Source organism: Stenotrophomonas sp. NRRL B-14846, from assembly GCF_050473585.1.
Lineage (GTDB): Bacteria > Pseudomonadota > Gammaproteobacteria > Xanthomonadales > Xanthomonadaceae > Stenotrophomonas.
Genome location: NZ_JBFLUN010000022.1, coordinates 2666010 through 2684011 on the forward strand (window position 1 = coordinate 2666010; position 18002 = coordinate 2684011).

Annotated in this window: 14 protein-coding genes; 2 read left to right on the top strand and 12 right to left on the bottom strand. The window is 66.9% G+C overall.

The annotated features are described in order from the left end of the window. Positions 1–29: 29 nt before the first annotated feature. From AB1281_RS14600 to prpB, 8 genes are all read right to left on the bottom strand, one after another. Complete coding sequence (locus AB1281_RS14600; RefSeq protein WP_430346247.1) at positions 30–4937, bottom strand: alpha-2-macroglobulin family protein; 4908 nt, start codon at positions 4935–4937, stop codon at positions 30–32. Positions 4938–5161: 224 nt separating this feature from the next. Further along, positions 5162–6622: a bifunctional 2-methylcitrate dehydratase/aconitate hydratase gene (locus AB1281_RS14605; RefSeq protein WP_430346248.1), complete on the bottom strand. Its 1461-nt coding sequence runs from the start codon at positions 6620–6622 to the stop codon at positions 5162–5164. Between the two features lie 152 nt (positions 6623–6774). Further along, the gene (gene prpF, locus AB1281_RS14610; protein ID WP_430346249.1) at positions 6775–7953 is read right to left on the bottom strand and encodes a 2-methylaconitate cis-trans isomerase PrpF; all 1179 of its coding nucleotides are present in this window, start codon (positions 7951–7953) and stop codon (positions 6775–6777) included. Positions 7954–7976: 23 nt separating this feature from the next. Next, positions 7977–8303 carry a type II toxin-antitoxin system RelE/ParE family toxin gene (locus AB1281_RS14615; RefSeq protein ID WP_049443014.1) on the bottom strand — a complete coding sequence of 109 codons (327 nt, stop codon included), beginning with the start codon at positions 8301–8303 and terminating at the stop codon, positions 7977–7979. Next, positions 8290–8547, bottom strand: a complete 258-nt coding sequence (locus AB1281_RS14620) for a type II toxin-antitoxin system ParD family antitoxin (protein ID WP_032127809.1) — start codon at positions 8545–8547, stop codon at positions 8290–8292. The genes AB1281_RS14615 and AB1281_RS14620 overlap by 14 nt, the downstream gene beginning before the upstream one ends. A 100-nt stretch (positions 8548–8647) precedes the next feature. Continuing rightward, positions 8648–11266 carry a Fe/S-dependent 2-methylisocitrate dehydratase AcnD gene (gene acnD / locus AB1281_RS14625; protein ID WP_430346250.1) on the bottom strand — a complete coding sequence of 873 codons (2619 nt, stop codon included), beginning with the start codon at positions 11264–11266 and terminating at the stop codon, positions 8648–8650. A gap of 97 nt (positions 11267–11363) precedes the next feature. After that, positions 11364–12521, bottom strand: a complete 1158-nt coding sequence (gene prpC / locus AB1281_RS14630) for a bifunctional 2-methylcitrate synthase/citrate synthase (RefSeq protein ID WP_014038133.1) — start codon at positions 12519–12521, stop codon at positions 11364–11366. A gap of 36 nt (positions 12522–12557) precedes the next feature. Continuing rightward, positions 12558–13451, bottom strand: coding sequence for a methylisocitrate lyase (gene prpB, locus AB1281_RS14635; protein ID WP_005418360.1), 894 nt, complete (start codon positions 13449–13451; stop codon positions 12558–12560). 154 nt (positions 13452–13605) lie between these two features. Here prpB and prpR point away from each other — a divergent pair, with 154 nt between their 5' ends. Next, positions 13606–15189 carry a propionate catabolism operon regulatory protein PrpR gene (gene prpR, locus AB1281_RS14640; protein ID WP_430346251.1) on the top strand — a complete coding sequence of 528 codons (1584 nt, stop codon included), beginning with the start codon at positions 13606–13608 and terminating at the stop codon, positions 15187–15189. 47 nt (positions 15190–15236) lie between these two features. Here prpR and AB1281_RS14645 read toward each other — a convergent pair whose 3' ends face one another. From AB1281_RS14645 to pdxH, 3 genes are all read right to left on the bottom strand, one after another. After that, the gene (locus AB1281_RS14645) at positions 15237–15710 is read right to left on the bottom strand and encodes a DoxX family protein (RefSeq protein WP_430346252.1); all 474 of its coding nucleotides are present in this window, start codon (positions 15708–15710) and stop codon (positions 15237–15239) included. A gap of 162 nt (positions 15711–15872) precedes the next feature. Next, positions 15873–16232, bottom strand: coding sequence for a hypothetical protein (locus AB1281_RS14650; protein WP_430346253.1), 360 nt, complete (start codon positions 16230–16232; stop codon positions 15873–15875). Between the two features lie 9 nt (positions 16233–16241). Continuing rightward, positions 16242–16841 (bottom strand): pyridoxamine 5'-phosphate oxidase, encoded by a 600-nt coding sequence (gene pdxH, locus AB1281_RS14655; protein ID WP_180847988.1) that lies wholly within the window; start codon positions 16839–16841, stop codon positions 16242–16244. 40 nt (positions 16842–16881) lie between these two features. Between pdxH and AB1281_RS14660 the strand changes: the two genes are divergently transcribed. Beyond that, on the top strand, positions 16882–17709 hold the full coding sequence (locus tag AB1281_RS14660) for a kinase (protein ID WP_430346254.1): 828 nt from the start codon (positions 16882–16884) through the stop codon (positions 17707–17709). Between the two features lie 6 nt (positions 17710–17715). Here the strand turns inward: AB1281_RS14660 and AB1281_RS14665 are convergent, their stop codons facing one another. Beyond that, positions 17716–17919, bottom strand: coding sequence for a dodecin family protein (locus AB1281_RS14665; RefSeq protein WP_005410663.1), 204 nt, complete (start codon positions 17917–17919; stop codon positions 17716–17718). Positions 17920–18002: the final 83 nt, after the last annotated feature.

Below are 18002 nucleotides of genomic sequence, written 5' to 3' on the forward strand. Positions count from 1 at the left end.
GGCCGCGCCGTCGCGGCCCGTCCGCGCGGTCACGGCTGCACCACCGTGATCGTGGTCGGGTTGCTGCGGCCGACGCCACGCAGCTGCGGCCGGTACATGTCCTCCACCAGCGGCGGCGGCACCGAGTAGGTTCCCGGCGTCACCGCACGCACCAGGTAGAACACGTTGGCCTTGCTGCCACGCGAGAGCTTCAGCGCGGCCACGTAGCGGTCGTCGCGGAACTCCTCGTGCTTGGTATCGGCAGCTTCTCCGCGGTCGCTGATGGTGATGCCATCGACCACCACGTCGGCCCACTGCTTGGCGTCGCCCAGGTTGAAGTTTTCGATCTCCAGGCCGGCCGGCAGCAGGTCGGTCAGCAGTGCATCGGGCATCGTGGTGTCGGCGGTGACGGTCACGCGCACGATCAGTGCTTCGCCTTCCTTCAGCGGGCGCGGCGACCACGGCTTGCCATCGGTGCCGTAGTAGCTGCGTTCGACACCCAGCACACTGTTGTCCGGCGCCGGTGCGCTGCGCGGGATGCCCGCCACGTCGATGCTGGCGAACATCGGCGGCTGGCCCTGCGGGGTGAAGCGTACGCCGCTGGCCAGTTCGCTGGCGCTGAAGTTGCGGCCGAACAGCTTGCGCTCGCCGATGGCTTCGGTGTTGCCACCAATCACCAGCTCACCGGCCACCAGCGCCTTCTGGTTGGCGGCGAGCGCCTTGCCGAGGCGGGCAATCGCCACCTGTTCCTGCGTGCTCAGCCACATCCAGCCGGCATTGCGGCGGGCATCCAGGCCACGGCCGAGATCGACCGCACGCGCGTCCCACGCGGGCTTGGCCAGCTTGTTTTCGTGGGTCAGCGCGATCATCAGCGCGTCATCACGGATGGCGCTGCCGTAGTCGCCGAAGTACGACGGGCGTTCGCTGCTGGACTTGGCGAAGGCCGCCGCCAGCGCGGCCTGGCCACGCTTGGCATCGCCCTGCAACGACAGCGCCACGCCCAGATGGACCAGCGACAGGCCACCGACCGCCTTGCTGCGCTCGTTGTCGTACAGCGTGCGCAGGGTACCCAGCGGCGCACGGTTGACCCGGGCCAGCACGTAGCCCGAATACGCCTGGTTGGCGAACTTCAGCTTCTCGCGGTCGTCCTGGCCGTAGAACTGGTTGCCACCGGACAGCAGGTCCTCGCTGAGCCGGTTCAGTGCCTTCTGCAGCACGTTGTCCGGCACCGCGAAACCGGCGTCCTTGGCATCGAGCAGGAACTCGGTGATGTACGGGGTCAGCCACGGGTTCACGTAGCCGTCGTCACCCCACATCGAGAAGTTGCCGTTGGCCACCTGCATCGACGCCAGGCGACCGAACGCACCTTCCATGCGTTCGCGACGGGTCTTGGCATCCAGGCCGTCGGCACCGAGCATCGACGATGTCGCCTGGTCCAGGATCAGCGCGGCGTAGCCCTTGCTGGTGGTCTGCTCGGCACAGCCGTACGGGTAGTTCAGCGCGCCCTGCAGCGCACTGGCGAACGGGATCGGCGGCAGCGGGCTGACCAGCAGGCGGGCATTCACCGACTCGGACATCAGGCCATCGGTCAGGCTGTTGTCGAGGCTGACCGCGGCCAGCGGATCGAGCGTGCGCACCTGCGAACGCAGCACCTGCGGCCACGCCGCACGCACCGGCAGGTCGTAGCGGCGATCGGCCTTGAAGCCGTTGCCATCCACCCGCACGCGCACCTTGGCCACGCTGTGGCCCTCGCGCGCCGACAGCGGGAAGCTCAGCGTGGTCTTGGCATCGGCATTCAACTGCACGCTGCGGCTGCCCTCGCCCAGATTCAACGGGCCTTCGCTTTCCACCTTCACGTTGAACTGGCCCGGCTTGCCGGTGAAGTTCTGCACGTCCAGGGTCACCGTGCTGCGGTCGCCCGGGGCCAGCACGCGTGGCATGCTGGCTTCGGCCAGGATCGGCGCGCGCACGATGGTTTCCACATCGCGCTTGCCATACTGGTCATCGCTGTAGACCAGCGCCGACACGCGCAGGGTGCCATTGAAGTCCGGCACCTTCAGGCGGATGCGGGCATTGCCCTTGGCATCGAGCTGCACCGGGCCGGAGAACAGGTCCACGGTCTGCACGCGCGCGGTGGGGCGCTTGGCCTGCGGCAATGCCTGCAGGGCCATGTCACCGCCGAACTTCAGCTTGCCCGCGCCACCGTCGAAGCTCTCGATCACCCGGCTGTAGATGTCGTAGGCATCAATGCCGAGACGACGCTGCGCGAAGAAGTGCGCGCCGGCGTCCGGCACCGGGAAGCGGGTGATGTTGAGGATGCCCACGTCCACCGCCGACACGGTGACGTGGGCGGTCTTGCCCGCCAGCTGCGGTGCGCTGACCGTTACCGGCAGGTCCTGCTCCGGGCGCATCTGCTTGGGCGCGACCAGGCCGACGGCCACGGTGCGGCCCTTGCGGTCCATCGGCACATGCACCACGCCCACCGCACGGGCCGGGGTGATCTTGCTCGGCGCACTGCCGCCGCGGAACACCAGCGCGGTGATGTAGACGTCGTGGCGTTCCCAGTCGGCGGTGACCGGAATCTTGAAGGTCGAGCCCGGCTTGGCCTCGATGTCCTGCACGTACAGCATGCGGTCGGTCTCGACCATCAGGATGCCCTTGCCGGTGTGCGGCGGGGTCACCGTCACCTCCAGGGTGTCACCGGCCTTGTAGCCGGTCTTGTCCAGGCCCAGCTTGACCTTGTCCGGGCGTGCATCCAGGCCACGGTTGTCATCGCCCCAGCTCCAGCCGGCGCGGAACGGGTAGCGGCTGGTCAGGCCGGTGGACGGATCGAACACGTCCACCCGGTACTCGCCCCACTCCACCGGGAAATCAAAGGCGACCGCGCTGCTGCCGGCATCGACGGTGCGGGTTTCCTTGTTCTCGAAACGGCGGGTGAAATCGTAATCCCAGCGATTGTCGTTGAAGGTCCAGTGGTAGTCGCGCAGTTCGCGTACCAGGGTGATCTTCAGGCCCTTGGCCGGTTGCGGTGTGCCGGCGGCATCCACGCGCATCAGTTCGAAGCGTGCGTTGCCATTGGAATCAGCACCATCGTCGGGGTTGAACAGCGGCCGCACGCCGACCAGCGCATTGGCCGGCCAGATCACCCGCTTCAGGGTACGGGTGACCGTGCGGCCACCGGTTTCATACAGGCTGCCGGACAGCACCACGGCGATCGGTGCCTTGGCCTTGGCCGCCTCTTCCGGCAACGCCACGTCCTCACGCAGCTGGCCATTGGCCGGCAGCGTGGTATCGATCACGTCCTTGGCCTCGCGCGGCAGCTGCAGGGTCGGGTCACCGAAGAAGTAGCCCGGCAGGCCGTCCACCGGCTTCTGCTCGGCGGCCACCGCCATGCGCGCGGTGAAGCGGTTGCCATCGGCCGGCGCGCCATACAGATAGGCGCCATTGGCCTGCAGCCGCAGATCCTCACCCGGCTTCAGCGTCTTCTGCGCGCTGTCCAGGTCCAGCTTCATGCGCTCGGGCAGGAACTCCTCGATGCGCAGGGTCATGCCCTGGATCGCTTCCTTGCTGGCCGGGTCGGTGCGGAACTCGACCTGCCAGCGCCCGGTCGGCGCCTCGGCGGGGATGACCTGCTCGAAGTTGATGTAGCCCTGGTCGCCCGGCTGCAGGCGGGTCTCGCGGAAGGTCTTGCCGTCGGGCTGCTTCAGGCGCAGGAACACCGGCTGGGCCTTGACCGGCTTGCCGTCATTGTCGCGCAGCAGCGCGGACAGGCGCACGGTCTCGCCCGGGCGGTACAGGTCGCGCCCGGACCAGGCATAGACGTCGAACCAGGCATTGTCACGGCCGGCCACGGCGAATTCGCTCAGGTCCAGCGCCGGCTGGTTGAACGGCAGGAAGCTGGTGTCCTTGCCACTGCTGGCGACCAGCACGTGGGTGGCATCCAGGGTGTAGTTCAGCAGCGCATTGCCATTGCCATCGGTGCTGCCCTTCAGTACCACCTCGCCCTTGGCGTCGAGCACGCGCAGGTCGATGCCCTTCAGTGGCGCGCCGTCCTTGAGGCCGGCGGTGTGCACGAACAGCTTGTCCTTGTAGGCGCGGGTATGCAGGCCGATGTCGCTGACCGAGAAGAACGCGGTATCGAACTCGCCTTCGTAATCACCGGTGCGCTTGAGCAGGGCGAAGTACAGGCCCGGCTCCTGCAGCTCCTTGATGTCCTGGGTCGGCAGGTAAGTCAGCACCCGCTCGTTCTTCTTGCCGCCGAGGATGAAGCGGTTGACGTAGACCGGCTCGGCCAGCTTGTTGATCGGGCTGCGTTCGTAGTCGCTGCTCAGTTCCCAGCTGCCACGGCGGCCGCCGCGCTGGTACTGGCTGAAGAAGGTCGGCAGGTCCTTCTCGCGCACGCGCAGGAATTCGACGTCGACTTCCGGCACGTTCACCGAGACCACGGGCAGGCCGCGGCTGTCCTTGGCCGGCAGCACGCTGCCCTGCGACGCGAAACCAACCACCGGCTTCAGTTCGCCACTGAACACCTTCTGCTTCAGTTCCTTGCCCAGGCGGCTGCCATCGGCGGCCAGCAGGTCCGGCGAGACCACCAGGCTGAACTCCTTGCCGGCCTCTACGAACGGGTAACGCAGGGTCAGGCCGTCATCGGACAGCGTCCAGCTGCTGTCGTCGGTGCCGACCTTCTCCTCGAAGCGCACCAGTTTGTCGAAATCCTGGGTGCCGACCAGCGGGCGCGAGAACTCCAGCGCCAGCGACAGGCCGTCATTCTTCTGGTCCGGGTAGGCGCGCAGCAGGGTGAACTCCTTCACCTGCTCGGCCTTGGTGGTGATGGCTTCACCACTGGCCTTGGGCAGCTGCCCGCTGTCGTTGCGGCAGCCGGCCAGGCCCAGCAACAGGCCTCCTGCCAGTATCGCCGCCGCCCATCCCCACCGCTTCCGCCGTGCCGGACCGCTCATGTCGTCACTCCTTGATCGAGGCGGCCATTATAGGCAGGCCGCGTCAAGGTGTTGACGCGAATCCGGCAATTGCCCCGGGCGGGTAGTGCCGGCCGCTGGCCGGCTGGACCGGTAGCCGCCAACCCTGGTTGGCGTCGGCCGTGCCAACCAAGGTTGGCACCTACCAAAGCAGGTGCAGCCACGTGCCCGGCAAGCAGGCGCAGCGCCAGATCCGGCGAAGCCCCCTACCCCGGCAGGTACAGATCCACGTAGTCGGTCACCGGCATCGCCGCCAGCGCCACCGGGTCCAGCGATGCCGCCAGGATGCGCTGCTGCTGGGCGGTCGGGAAACGGTGGGCCAGGTGCCGGCGGAACTTGTCCATCAGCAGCGGAATGCCTTCCTCGCGGCGGCGGGCATGGCCGAGCGGGTACTCCACCAGCACCTCCGGCAGCTCAGTGCCATCGTTGAAGCGCACGCTCAGGCCGTTGGCGATGCTGCGCTTGTCCGGGTCCAGGTAGTCGGCGCTGAGCTGCAGATCCTCATGGCAGGCCATCTTCGCGCGCAGTGCGTCGATGCGTGGATCCGCCGCCACGTCGTCCTCATAGTCCTCGGCCACCAGCCGCCCATGCAGCAGCGCGATGGCGATCATGTACTGCACGCAGTGGTCGCGGTCGGCCGGATTGTGCAGTGGGCCCCTCTTGTCGATGATGCGGATGCAGGCTTCCTGGGTGCGGATGGCGATGTGCGCGATATCCTCGACCTGCCGCCCCATCGCGCGCAATTGCTGGTGCAGCGCGATCGCTGCCTCCACCGCAGTCTGGCCGTGGAACTCGGCCGGGTAGCTGATCTTGAACAGCACGTTCTCCATCACGTAGCTGCCCAGCGGTCGCCCCAGCGTCAGCGCCTGGCCATGCATGGATACCGCTTCGAAACCCCAGGTCGGCGCACTCAGCACGCTGGGGTAGCCCATCTCGCCACTGGCCGCCATCAGCGCCAGGCGCACGCCACGGCTGGTCGCGTCGCCGGCCGCCCAGCTCTTGCGCGAGCCGGTGTTGGGCGCGTGCCGGTAGGTGCGCAGCGACTGGCCATCGACCCATGCCAGTGACAGCGCATTGAGCATGCGTTCGCGATCCAGCCCGAGCAGCTGCGCGACCACCGCGGTAGTGGCCACCTTGACCAGCACCACGTGATCCAGCCCGACCCGGTTGAAGGAATTCTGCAGGGCCAGCACGCCCTGGATCTCGTGCGCCTTGATCATCGCCAGCAACACGTCGTGCATGGTCGGCGGCGGGCGGCGCAGGGCCGGGGCGTTGCGGCCCAGCCAATCGCAGACGGCGAGGATGCCGCCCAGGTTGTCCGACGGGTGGCCCCACTCAGCGGCCAGCCAGGTGTCGTTGAAATCCAGCCAGCGCACCATCGCACCGAGGTTGAAGGCGGCCTGCACCGGGTCCAGCACGTAGTGCGTGCCCGGAACGCGCGCGCCATTGACCACACTGATGCCCGGCACCAGGGGACCAAGCAGCTTGCTGCAGGCCGGGAAGGACAGCGCTTCCAGGCCGCAGCCCAGGGTGTCGAGCAGGCAGCGGTGCGCGGTCTGGAACGCCAGGGGTGAGTCGATGCGCGCGTCGCGCACGTAGTCGACGATGTCCACCAGCAGCGCATCCCACGCTGCACGCTCGTTGGAGGGGGTGTGGTTGTCGGACATTGTCGATCTCCTCTTCAGAAAAGCAGGTCAGGCCGCGCATCCCGGTAGTCGCCAACCTTGGTTGGCGCTGGACGTTGCCCGGGCGGTGCCGATGCCATGCCAACCAAGGTTGGCATCTACCGAAGCGTGTGATGCCAGCGCCAACCGCCTGGTTACTCGGCCGGCACCCGCACCTTGCCTTCCATCAGCACGCGGGCGCTGCGGCTCATGATGGCCTTGGTCACCGTCCACTGGCCGTCAACGAGACCGGCCTGCGCGCCCACGCGCAACGTGCCGGAAGGGTGGCCGAAGGTCACCGCCTCGCGTTCACCACCACCGGCCGCGCGATTGACCAGGGTGCCCGGAATCGCCGCCGCAGTACCGATCGCCACGGCGGCGGTGCCCATCATCGCGTGGTGCAGCTTGCCCATCGACAGCGCACGTGCGTGCAGGTCGATGGCCGAGGCCGGGATCGACTTGCCGCTGGACGACACGTAGTCCTGCGCCGGCGCCACGAAGGCCACCTTCGGCGTGTGCTGGCGGGTCGCTGCGTCTTCAAGTTTCGAGATCAGGCCCATGCGCAGCGCGCCATGTGCGCGGATGGTCTCGAATTTCTGCAGTGCGGCCTTGTCCTCGTTGATCGCCGGCTGCAGCTCGGTGCCGGTGTAGCCCAGGTCGGCGGCGTTGAGGAAGATGGTCGGGATGCCTGCGGTGATCATCGTCACCTCGAAACTGCCCACGCCCGGTACGTCCAGCGTGTCCACCAGGTTGCCGGTCGGGAACATCGCGCCCGCATCGCCGTCATCGGACGGATCGATGAATTCCAGCTGGATCTCGGCCGCCGGGAAAGTCACCCCGTCCAGCTCGAAATCGCCGATCTCCTGCACTTCGCCATCGCGCATCGGCACGTGGGCGATGATGGTCTTGCCGATGTTGGCCTGCCAGATGCGCACGGTGCACAGGCCATCGCGCGGTACGCGGGCCGGATCGATCAGCCCATTGGCGATCGCGAACGGACCCACTGCGGTACTGAGGTTGCCGCAGTTGCCGCTCCAGTCGACGAAGGCGGTGTCGATCGACACCTGGCCATACAGGTAGTCCACGTCGTGGCCGGGCACCGAGGCGGTGGAAATGATCACGCACTTGCTGGTGCTGGAGGTAGCGCCGCCCATGCCATCGGTCTGCTTGCCATATGGATCGGGCGAGCCGATCACGCGCATCAGCAGCGCATCGCGCGCGGCGCCGGGCATCTGCGCGGCTTCGGGCAGGTCCTGCAGGCGGAAGAACACGCCCTTGCTGGTGCCGCCGCGCATGTAGGTGGCGGGAATACGGAGTTGCGGGAGGAAGGTCATCGTCGAATCCACGCGTTTGAATTTCAGGAAATGTCTTGCATCAGTGCGACAAGGCCACGATCAACGCACCACACACGCATGATGTCCACGCGGTCCGGTAGATCGAGGTAATAGACGAGGTAGCGTTCGAAGCCCGGAACCAGCATGAAGCGCAAAGGCACCGGCAGTTGCGCTGCAAGATCGGCGTGCCGGGTGGAACCCGAGCCTGGAAACACCGCGATGCGTTGAAGCGTGGCCTCCAACTCGGCGAGAAAGCGCCGACCCAGTACCAGGCCACCCTGCCGTGCGAACCACAGCGCGGCATCGGCTGCGTCGGCTTCGGCCCGGGGCCTCCATTCAATCGCCTTCACGCTCCATCCTTTCGGTCAGTTCGCGACGCATCCGCTCGAATGTAGCCGCTGTCACCGGAACGGCAGGCCCCGACGCCAGCCCCTCGGCTATCAACTGCTTGAGCAGCGCTTCAGCCTTGCTGCGCTGGCGCTGGCGGATCAGGTCACGCACATAATCCGACGTACTGGAGTAGCCGCCTTCGCGCACTTCCTCGTCCACGAACTGCTTGAGCGGATCGGTCAGCGAAATGTTCATGGTGGCCATGGAACTCTCCTTTGGCAGTTTTTGCCAATTCAGTGTGCGCCCTGCCCCGGTGTCGGACAAGCCCGCCCCCGGCCGCCGGGGGCAGGCATTCAGCCCGGCATCACGCCACCTTGGCGCCTTCCAGGAAGTCCTGGGCGAAGCGCTGCAGCACGCCACCGGCTTCGTAGATCGCCACTTCCTCGTCGCTGTCCAGGCGGCAGGTGACCGGCACGATCACGTCCTGGCCGTCGCGGCGGTGAATGACCAGGGTCAGGTCGGCGCGTGGGGTGCGCTCGCCGATCACATCGAAGGTCTCGGTGCCGTCGATGCCCAGGGTCAGGCGGGTGGTGCCCGGCTTGAACTCCAGCGGCAGCACGCCCATGCCGATCAGGTTGGTGCGGTGGATGCGCTCGAAGCCTTCGGCCACGATCGCCTCCACGCCGGCCAGGCGCACGCCCTTGGCGGCCCAATCACGCGAGCTGCCCTGGCCGTAGTCGGCACCGGCAATGATGATCAGCGGCTGCTTGCGGTCCATGTAGGTCTCGATCGCTTCCCACATGCGCATCACCTTGCCTTCCGGCTCCACGCGCGCCAGCGAACCCTGCTTCACGCTGCCGTCGTCGTTGCGTACCATCTCGTTGAACAGCTTCGGGTTGGCGAAGGTGGCGCGCTGCGCGGTCAGGTGGTCACCGCGGTGAGTGGCGTAGGAGTTGAAGTCCTCTTCCGGCAGGCCCATTTTCGCCAGGTACTCACCGGCGGCACTGGACGCCAGGATCGCGTTGGACGGCGACAGGTGGTCGGTGGTGATGTTGTCCGGCAACACCGCCAGCGCGCGCATGCCAGACAGCGTGCGCTCACCGGCCAGTGCGCCCTCCCAGTACGGCGGGCGACGGATGTAGGTGCTCTGCGGGCGCCAGTCGTACAGCGGGCTGACCGCCGCACCGTGCTCCACGCGCACGTTGAACATCGGGTTGTAGACGCGGCGGAACTGATCCGGCTTCACCGAGGCCTTCACCACCGCATCGATCTCGGCGTCGCTCGGCCAGATGTCCTTCAGACGCACCTCGTTGCCGTCGGCATCCACGCCCAGCACGTCCTTCTCGATGTCGAAGCGCACGGTGCCGGCGATGGCATAGGCGATCACCAGCGGCGGCGAAGCCAGGAAGGCCTGCTTCGCATACGGGTGGATGCGGCCATCGAAGTTGCGGTTGCCCGACAACACGGCGGTGGAATACAGGTCACGGTCGATGATTTCCTGCTGGATCGCCGGATCCAGCGCGCCACTCATGCCGTTGCAGGTGGTGCAGGCGAAGGCGACGATGCCGAAGCCGAGCTTTTCCAGGTCCGGCAGCAGGCCCGCCTCTTCCAGGTACAGCTGCACCGCCTTCGAACCCGGCGCCAGCGACGACTTCACCCACGGCTTGCGCAGCAGGCCACGCTCGTTGGCCTTGCGCGCCAGCAGTGCGGCGGCGATCACGTTGCGCGGATTGGACGTATTGGTGCAGCTGGTAATGGCGGCGATGATCACCGCGCCATCGGGCATCAGCCCCTGCGCCTGCTCGGCCTTGCCCGCTTCCAGCTTGGCTTCGTCGGCGATGCCGCGCTCGGCCAGCTCGGCGGTCGCCACGCGCTTGTGCGGGTTGGACGGGCCGGCCATGTTGCGCACCACGCTGGACAGGTCGAAGCGCAGCACGCGCTCATACTGCGCGGTGGCCAGATCGTCAGCCCACAGGCCGGTGGTGCGGGCATAGTTCTCCACCAGCGCCACCTGCGATTCCTCGCGGCCGGTCAGGCGCAGGTAATCGATGGTCTGCCCGTCGATGTAGAACATCGCGGCGGTCGCGCCGTACTCCGGGCACATGTTGGAAATGGTGGCGCGGTCACCGATGGTCAGTGCCGCAGCACCCTCGCCGAAGAATTCAAGATACGCACCGACCACGCGCTCCTTGCGCAGGAACTCGGTCAGCGCCAGCACCACGTCGGTGGCGGTAATGCCCGGCTGCGGCCTGCCGGTCAGCTCGACACCGATGATGTCCGGCAGGCGCATCCACGACGCGCGGCCCAGCATCACGTTCTCGGCTTCCAGGCCGCCAACACCAATCGCGATCACGCCCAGCGCATCCACGTGCGGCGTATGGCTGTCGGTACCCACGCAGGTATCCGGGAAGGCCACGCCGTCCTGCACGTAGACCACCGGCGACATCTTCTCCAGGTTGATCTGGTGCATGATGCCGTTGCCCGGCGGAATCACATCCACGTTCTCGAACGCCAGCTTGGTCCAGTCGATGAAGTGGAAGCGATCTTCGTTGCGGCGATCTTCGATGGCGCGGTTCTTCTCGAACGCCTGCGGATCGAAACCACCGCACTCCACCGCCAGCGAGTGATCGACGATCAGCTGCACCGGCACCACCGGATTCACCTTGGCCGGGTCACCGCCCTTGTCGGCGATCGCATCACGCAGGCCGGCCAGGTCAACCAGTGCGGTCTGGCCGAGGATGTCGTGGCACACAACGCGCGCCGGGAACCACGGGAAATCGAGGTCGCGGCGGCGCTCGATCAGCTGCTTCAGCGAATCGCCGAGCGTGGCCGGATCGCAGCGGCGCACCAGGTTCTCGGCCAGCACGCGCGAGGTGTACGGCAGGGTGGCATAGGCGCCGGGCTGGATCGCATCGACAGCGGCACGCGCGTCGAAATAATCCAGCGTGCTGCCGGGGAGGTTCTTGCGGTAATCGGTATTCATGGGCTGGCGGAGTGCTTGAGGCGGGCCGGGTGCCGGCGGTGCGGCGGCGAAAGCATCCGGCCGGCACGCGGCCGGCCGGATGGGTACAGCAGGTGGATCAGACGCGCTTGTCGATGGCGACGAAGTCGCGGTCTTCCGGACCGATGTAGTTGGCGCTCGGGCGGATGATCTTGCCGTCGATGCGCTGTTCGACGATGTGCGCGCTCCAGCCGGCGGTGCGGGCGATCACGAACAGCGGGGTGAACATCGCGGTCGGCACGCCCATCATGTGGTAGCTGACGGCGCTGAACCAGTCCAGGTTCGGGAACATCTTCTTGATGTCCCACATCACCGATTCCAGGCGCTCGGCGATGTCGTACATCTTCATGCTCGACTGTTCTTCGGACAGCTCGCGGGCCACGTCCTTGATCACCTTGTTGCGCGGATCGGAGACGGTGTAGACCGGGTGGCCGAAACCGATCACCACTTCCTTGCGCTCGACGCGGGCCTTGATGTCTTCCTCAGCCTCATCCGGGTTGTCGTAGCGCTTCTGCACTTCGAACGCCACTTCGTTGGCGCCGCCGTGCTTCGGGCCGCGCAGCGCGCCGATGCCACCGCAGATCGCGCTGTACATGTCGCTGCCGGTACCGGCGATGACGCGGCAGGTAAAGGTCGAGGCGTTGAACTCGTGTTCCGCGTACAGGATCAGCGAGGTGTGCATCGCCTTCACCCACGACTCCTGCGGCTTCTCGCCGTGCAGCAGGTGCAGGAAGTGGCCACCGATCGAGTCGTCGTCGGTTTCCACGTCGATGGCGCGGCCGTTGTGGCTCCAGTGGTACCAGTACAGCAGCATCGAACCGAGGCAGGCCATCAGCTTGTCGGCGATGTCGCGCGCGCCCGGATGGTTGTGGTCGTCCTTCTCCGGCGCCACGCAGCCGAGCACGGACACGCCGGTGCGCATCACGTCCATCGGGTGCGCCGACGGCGGCAGTTCTTCCAGCGCCGCCTTCACCGCGGCCGGGATGCCACGCAGCGACTTCAGCTTGGCCTTGTACGAAACCAGCTCGGCGCGGGTCGGCAGCTTGCCATGCACCAGCAGGTAGGCGATTTCCTCGAACTCGCTGGTGTTGGCCAGGTCCAGGATGTCATAGCCACGGTAGTGCAGATCGTTGCCACTGCGGCCCACGCTGCACAGCGCGGTGTTGCCGGCAGCGGTGCCGGACAGGGCGACGGACTTCTTCGGCTTGAAAGTCGGGGTTGCGGTCGTATCGTTCATGTTTCCCTCCGAAAACTTGATGGTGCAGGGTACTGCTTATTTCTTGGCGGCGAACAGTGCATCGAGCTGCTGCTCGAAGGCGTGGTAGCCGATGCGGTCGTAGAGTTCTTCGCGGGTCTGCATGGTTTCCACCACGTTGCGCTGGTGGCCATCGCGGCGCACCGCCTGGTAGACGTTCTCGGCAGCCTTGTTGGCGGCACGGAACGCCGACAGCGGGAACAGCTGGATGGCGACGCCGGCCGAGGCCAGTTCATCGCGGCTGAACAGCGGGGTGGCGCCGAATTCGGTGATGTTGGCCAGCACCGGCACCTTCACCGCGTCGACGAAGCGGCGATAGGTATCCAGGTCGTAGGCCGCCTCGGCGAAGATGCCATCGGCACCGGCCTCGACACAGGCGATGGCGCGCTCGATGGCCTTGTCCACGCCATCCACCTGGATGGCGTCGGTGCGTGCGATCAGGAAGAAGTCCGGATCGGTCTTGGCATCGGCGGCAGCCTTCACGCGGTCGACCATTTCACCCTGCGAGACGATCTCCTTGCCCGGACGGTGGCCGCAACGCTTGGCGCCGACCTGGTCCTCGATGTGGCAGGCGGCCGCGCCGGCCTTGATCAGTGACTTCACGGTGCGCGCGATGTTGAACGCGCTCGGGCCGAAGCCGGTGTCGATGTCGACCATCAGCGGCAGGTCGCAGACATCGGTGATGCGGCGCACGTCCACCAGCACGTCTTCCAGGGTGTTGATGCCCAGGTCCGGCAGGCCCAGTGAGCCCGCGGCAACGCCGCCGCCCGACAGGTAGATGGCACGGAAGCCGGCGCGCTTGGCCAGCAGGGCGTGGTTGGCGTTGATCGCGCCGATCACCTGCAGCGGCGATTCGGCAGCCAGCGCCTCACGGAAACGGGCACCGGCGGAAAAAGGGGCGGAAGCAGTCATGCGGCAATCCAGGTTGAAGAACGGATGGGTAGGCGCAAGCACCATGCCAAGCTGCAAGCAGTTGATTTCACGGGGATGACCGGCATGCAGCAGTGAAACAAATGAAACATTGAAACAGATGTATCATGAAACACCCTGATCGCCCCTTACCGTCATGTACCTGCCCCGCTCACCCCTGCGCCACGCCGATGCCGACCCCGGCCGCCCGGTGATCTGGACGGTCAGCGTCTCGCGGCTGACCGGCCTGCTCGGCGACGTCATTCCCGAGTTCGACCGCCGCGCGCGCATCGAGCAGATCAACCTCGGCTTCGAGGAAGCGGTGGAGGTGATCGGCCAGCGCCTGCGTCGCGAGCACTGCGACGTGGTGATCGCCGGTGGCTCCAACGCCGCCTGGCTGCGCGGCCGGCTGGAGTTGCCGCTGGTGCCGATCCAGGCCAACGGCTTCGACCTGATGGAGGCGCTGGCCCGCGCCCGCCGCATCGCCAGCCGCATCGGCCTGGTCACCCACGCCAGCGACGTACCGGTGTTCAGCAACTTCCAGCAGAGTTTCGGCCTGGACATCGAGCATCGCCGCTTCGTCACCCGCGAGGACGCACGCGACTGCATCGCCGACCTGCGCGCCAACGGCATCGAAGTGATCGTCGGCACTGGCATGGCCATCGACCACGCCGAGCAGGCCGGCCTGCCCGGGGTGCTGCTGTATTCGGCTGACTCGGTGCGGCAGGCGTTCGAACATGCGCTGGAACTGACCCAGACCCTGGCACGTTCCGGCAGCAACCGCCCTGCCCCGCGCCGGCGCCCAGCAACGCGTGCCGACGCGCATGAACTGCTCGGCGGCAGCGACGCGATGGCGCAGGTGCGCGCGCAGATCGCGCTCTACGCCCCACATGACAGCACCGTGCTGGTCAGCGGCGAAACCGGCACCGGCAAGGAACTGGTGGCGCGCCAGCTGCACGCCGCCAGCGGTCGTCGCGGACGCTTCGTGGCGCTGAACTGCGGCGCGATCAGCGAATCACTGCTGGAAGCGGAGCTGTTCGGCTACAGCGATGGCGCCTTCACCGGCGCACGCCGTGGCGGCCGCGTTGGCCTGGTTGAAGCCGCAGACGGCGGCACCCTGTTCCTGGACGAAATCGGCGAACTGCCGCTGCCGCTGCAGACCCGCCTGCTGCGCGTGCTGGAGGAACGTGAAGTGCTGCGCGTGGGTGCCACCGAACCGACGCCGGTGGACCTGCGCGTGGTCGCCGCCACCCTGCAGTCGCTGGAGCAGCGCGCGGCCGTCGGCAGCTTCCGCCGAGACTTGTATTACCGCTTGGCTGCGCTGCGGATTGCCCTGCCCTCGCTGCGCGCCCGACGCGGCGACATCCCGCTGCTGGCGCAGCATTTCTTCCGCCAGCTGCGTGGCATCGACGCGCCATTGGATGAGGATGCACTGGCGGTGCTGACCGCAGCCGAGTGGCCAGGCAACGTGCGTGAACTGCGTAATCTGGTGGATCGCCTGCGCATCCACTGGCAGCCAGGAGAAGGCCTGATTGATGCTGCGCGACTGCTGCAGTTGGCCCCCGAACTGGTGAATGAGGGCGCTGTAGCATTGCCGGTGGAGAACAACGGCAAGCGCCCGCCGCGTGCGCAGCTGCAGACGCTGCTGCAGGAACATCGCAATGATCGCGAGGGGATGGCGCAGGCGCTGGGCGTCTCACGCACTACGCTGTGGCGCTGGCTGCGCGCGGAGAATCTGTAGCGTCGAGCCATGCTCGACTGCTTTCTGTAGTCGAGCATGGCTCGACTCTACAGATTGCGCGAGCGCGCCCAACGCGCCTCGATGGCGAACCGACCGCTCCCTACCGCCGCAACCCATAGCAGCAGTACCCCAAGCGGCACTTCGCTCAGGTAGAAGAACCAGCTCAGCCAATCGGGCACGCTCAATCCAGCAGGAATGCGCGCGATGCCATCAGTCATTGCGGCCACCGCACAGATGCCCGCCAGCAGCAGCGCCGAGGGGCGACTCAACAGGCCCAGCACCAGCAGGCCGCCGGCGATCCATTCGATCGCACCGAGCACCGGCGCACTGAACACCGGGAACGGAATGCCCGCATCCACCAGCGTATGCACCATGCGCTCGCGCCCCGCGTCGGTGAACACCTTGTTCCAGCCGGATACGCAGAACATCACACCGGCGACGATGCGGGCAAGCAGCAGCAGGAAGGCTTCCACGCCGCGGCGTGGTGGAGGCACGGCAAACAGGCAACGCCAGGAGGGCATGGCAACTCCGGAAGTCGAGGGCATTCGTCGGAGTGTGCCGGTTGGTTGCCTGCCGGCAGATGAAGACGCACGGGTCCGAATGCGACAATCCGCTCTTGTAGCGTCGAGCCATGCTCGACTGCTTTACGCGCCAGAGCAAAAGCAGCCGAGCATGGCTCGGCTCTACAACAGCCGCCCGTCGGCCAGCAGCAGCTCGATTTCCTCCACCTGCACCACCGGCACCTGCCACGGGTGATGCGGCACGATGCCCTGTTCAAAGATGCGCTGCAGCCGCTGCAGATTACGAGGCAGGCAGAACTCCAGGCGCACGCTGTCGACCACCTCGGTGCGACCCGCCTCACCCTGCACGGGCGACGCACCCACGCGCGGACGGAACTGTTCGAACCCCGGCGCCGACCACCACATCCCGTGCTCGTAGTCGCCGGCCGCCAGCGCGTCCACTGCGAGGATGCCCTGCTTCACCGCATCCAGTGCTGCCGATGGCACGAACACCACCACGCGGTACAGCGGCAGGCGTTGCATCGGGCAGCCTTACGGATACAGCAGGCGCTTGCTCCAGCGCCCTTCGGCACCGGCTTCATAGCACCAGCGCTCGTGCAGGCGGAACTGCGCGCCGTACCAGAACTCGATGCGGTCAGGCACCACGCGCAGGCCGCTCCAGCCGTCCGGTCGCGGTACGTCCTTGCCCTCGAAACGGGCCTCGATTTCGGCCACGCGCGCGTCGAATTCCTCGCGGGTTGCCAGCGTCTTCGACTGCTGCGAGGCCCACGCACCGATCTGGCTCATGCGCGGACGACTGGCGAAATAGGCATCGGCCTCGGCGTCTGCCACTTGCTCGACACGGCCTTCGATGCGCACCTGGATGCCAGCCTCGCGCAGGCTGCGCCACAGGAACAGCAGTGCGGCCTGTGGATTGGCCTGCAGTTCCTGGCCCTTGTGGCTATCCAGATGGGTGTAGAAGACGAAGCCGCGCTCGTCGAAGGCCTTCAGCAGCACGGTGCGCGCCGAGGGTCGGCCCTGCGTATCGGCGGTGGCCACGGTCATCGCGTTCGGCTCGACCTCGCGGCTCTGTTTGGCCTCTTCGAACAGGCCGGCAAACGTGGACAGGGCTTCGGCGTACAGGTCGCTCATGATTGCGTTCTTCTCACACGGATTGGGCTATTGTGGCTGCATGGTCGCTGCTGCGTATATGCCCCAGGTGAAAGGATTCCCCGAAACATTGGCCGAACAGGCGCTGGACGATGCGCTGGCCAGCGGTGCAGCGGTTCCAGTATTGGCGATCAGCGGCCTGCAGGGGAGCGGCAAATCGACGCTGGCTGCGCAGGTGGTGGCGCGCGCCCAGGCGCGCGGCCTGAACGCGGCCACGCTGTCGATCGATGATGTCTACCTGACCCGCGCACAGCGCCAACGGCTGGCCCGCCAGGTGCACCCGCTGCTGATCACCCGCGGCCCGCCGGGCACCCATGACCTCCCGCTGGCCCATGCCGTGCTGGACGCGGTGGCCGCACGCCAGCCTTTCGCGATGCCGCGCTTCGACAAGCTCGCCGATGAACGCCTGCCCGAAGCGCAATGGCCGCAGTTGCAACAACCGCTGGACCTGCTGGTATTCGAAGGCTGGTTCCTGGGCACGCCTGCGCAGGATGACGACGCGCTGGACAGCCCGCTGAACGCACTGGAACGCGAAGCCGACGCCGATGGCCGTTGGCGGCGCTGGTGCAACCAGGCGCTGGCCCGCGACTACCCGGCGCTGTGGCAGCGCTGCGACCGCCTGTGGTTCCTGCAGCCACCGGACTTCTCGGTGGTACCGCGCTGGCGCTGGCAGCAGGAGCAGAACCTGCAGGCCGCGCAGCCGGGCCGGCACGGCATGAGCCGGCCACAGCTGGAGCGTTTCGTGCAGTACTACGAGCGGGTCAGCCGGCAGGCGCTGCACGCCCTGCCCGCCCTCGCCGACCATGTGGTGGTGCTGGACGGCCAGCGCCAGGTGCAGGACGTGCGCTGAGCGCGTCTATTCCACCAGGAAGGTCACCCGCAGGTTGACCCGCCATTCGGTGATCTCGCCGCTGCCGTTGGTGACCACCTTGGTCTCGTTCACCCAGGCGCCCTGGATGCCCTTGACCGTCTCGGAGACCTTCTTCAGCCCGCTGCGTACGGCGTCCTCCACGCTCTTCGGCGAGGAGGCGGTGATTTCGATGACCTTGGCGACCGTCATGGCCTGTACTCCGGCTGGCGCGGGAGACCCCGCAGGAACGCCTACCCTGACGTGAAGAACGTAAAGGCCGGGGCACGGAGGTG

Excerpts from the sequence above, each read along its gene's own strand:
- AB1281_RS14600 (WP_430346247.1), bottom strand. The coding sequence starts at position 4,937 with ATGAGCGGTCCGGCACGGCGGAAGCGGTGGGGATGGGCGGCGGCGATA.
- AB1281_RS14605 (WP_430346248.1), bottom strand. The coding sequence starts at position 6,622 with ATGTCCGACAACCACACCCCCTCCAACGAGCGTGCAGCGTGGGATGCG.
- prpF (WP_430346249.1), bottom strand. The coding sequence starts at position 7,953 with ATGACCTTCCTCCCGCAACTCCGTATTCCCGCCACCTACATGCGCGGC.
- AB1281_RS14620 (WP_032127809.1), bottom strand. The coding sequence starts at position 8,547 with ATGGCCACCATGAACATTTCGCTGACCGATCCGCTCAAGCAGTTCGTG.
- acnD (WP_430346250.1), bottom strand. The coding sequence starts at position 11,266 with ATGAATACCGATTACCGCAAGAACCTCCCCGGCAGCACGCTGGATTAT.
- prpC (WP_014038133.1), bottom strand. The coding sequence starts at position 12,521 with ATGAACGATACGACCGCAACCCCGACTTTCAAGCCGAAGAAGTCCGTC.
- prpB (WP_005418360.1), bottom strand. The coding sequence starts at position 13,451 with ATGACTGCTTCCGCCCCTTTTTCCGCCGGTGCCCGTTTCCGTGAGGCG.
- prpR (WP_430346251.1), top strand. The coding sequence starts at position 13,606 with ATGTACCTGCCCCGCTCACCCCTGCGCCACGCCGATGCCGACCCCGGC.
- AB1281_RS14645 (WP_430346252.1), bottom strand. The coding sequence starts at position 15,710 with ATGCCCTCCTGGCGTTGCCTGTTTGCCGTGCCTCCACCACGCCGCGGC.
- AB1281_RS14650 (WP_430346253.1), bottom strand. The coding sequence starts at position 16,232 with ATGCAACGCCTGCCGCTGTACCGCGTGGTGGTGTTCGTGCCATCGGCA.
- pdxH (WP_180847988.1), bottom strand. The coding sequence starts at position 16,841 with ATGAGCGACCTGTACGCCGAAGCCCTGTCCACGTTTGCCGGCCTGTTC.
- AB1281_RS14660 (WP_430346254.1), top strand. The coding sequence starts at position 16,882 with ATGGTCGCTGCTGCGTATATGCCCCAGGTGAAAGGATTCCCCGAAACA.
- AB1281_RS14665 (WP_005410663.1), bottom strand. The coding sequence starts at position 17,919 with ATGACGGTCGCCAAGGTCATCGAAATCACCGCCTCCTCGCCGAAGAGC.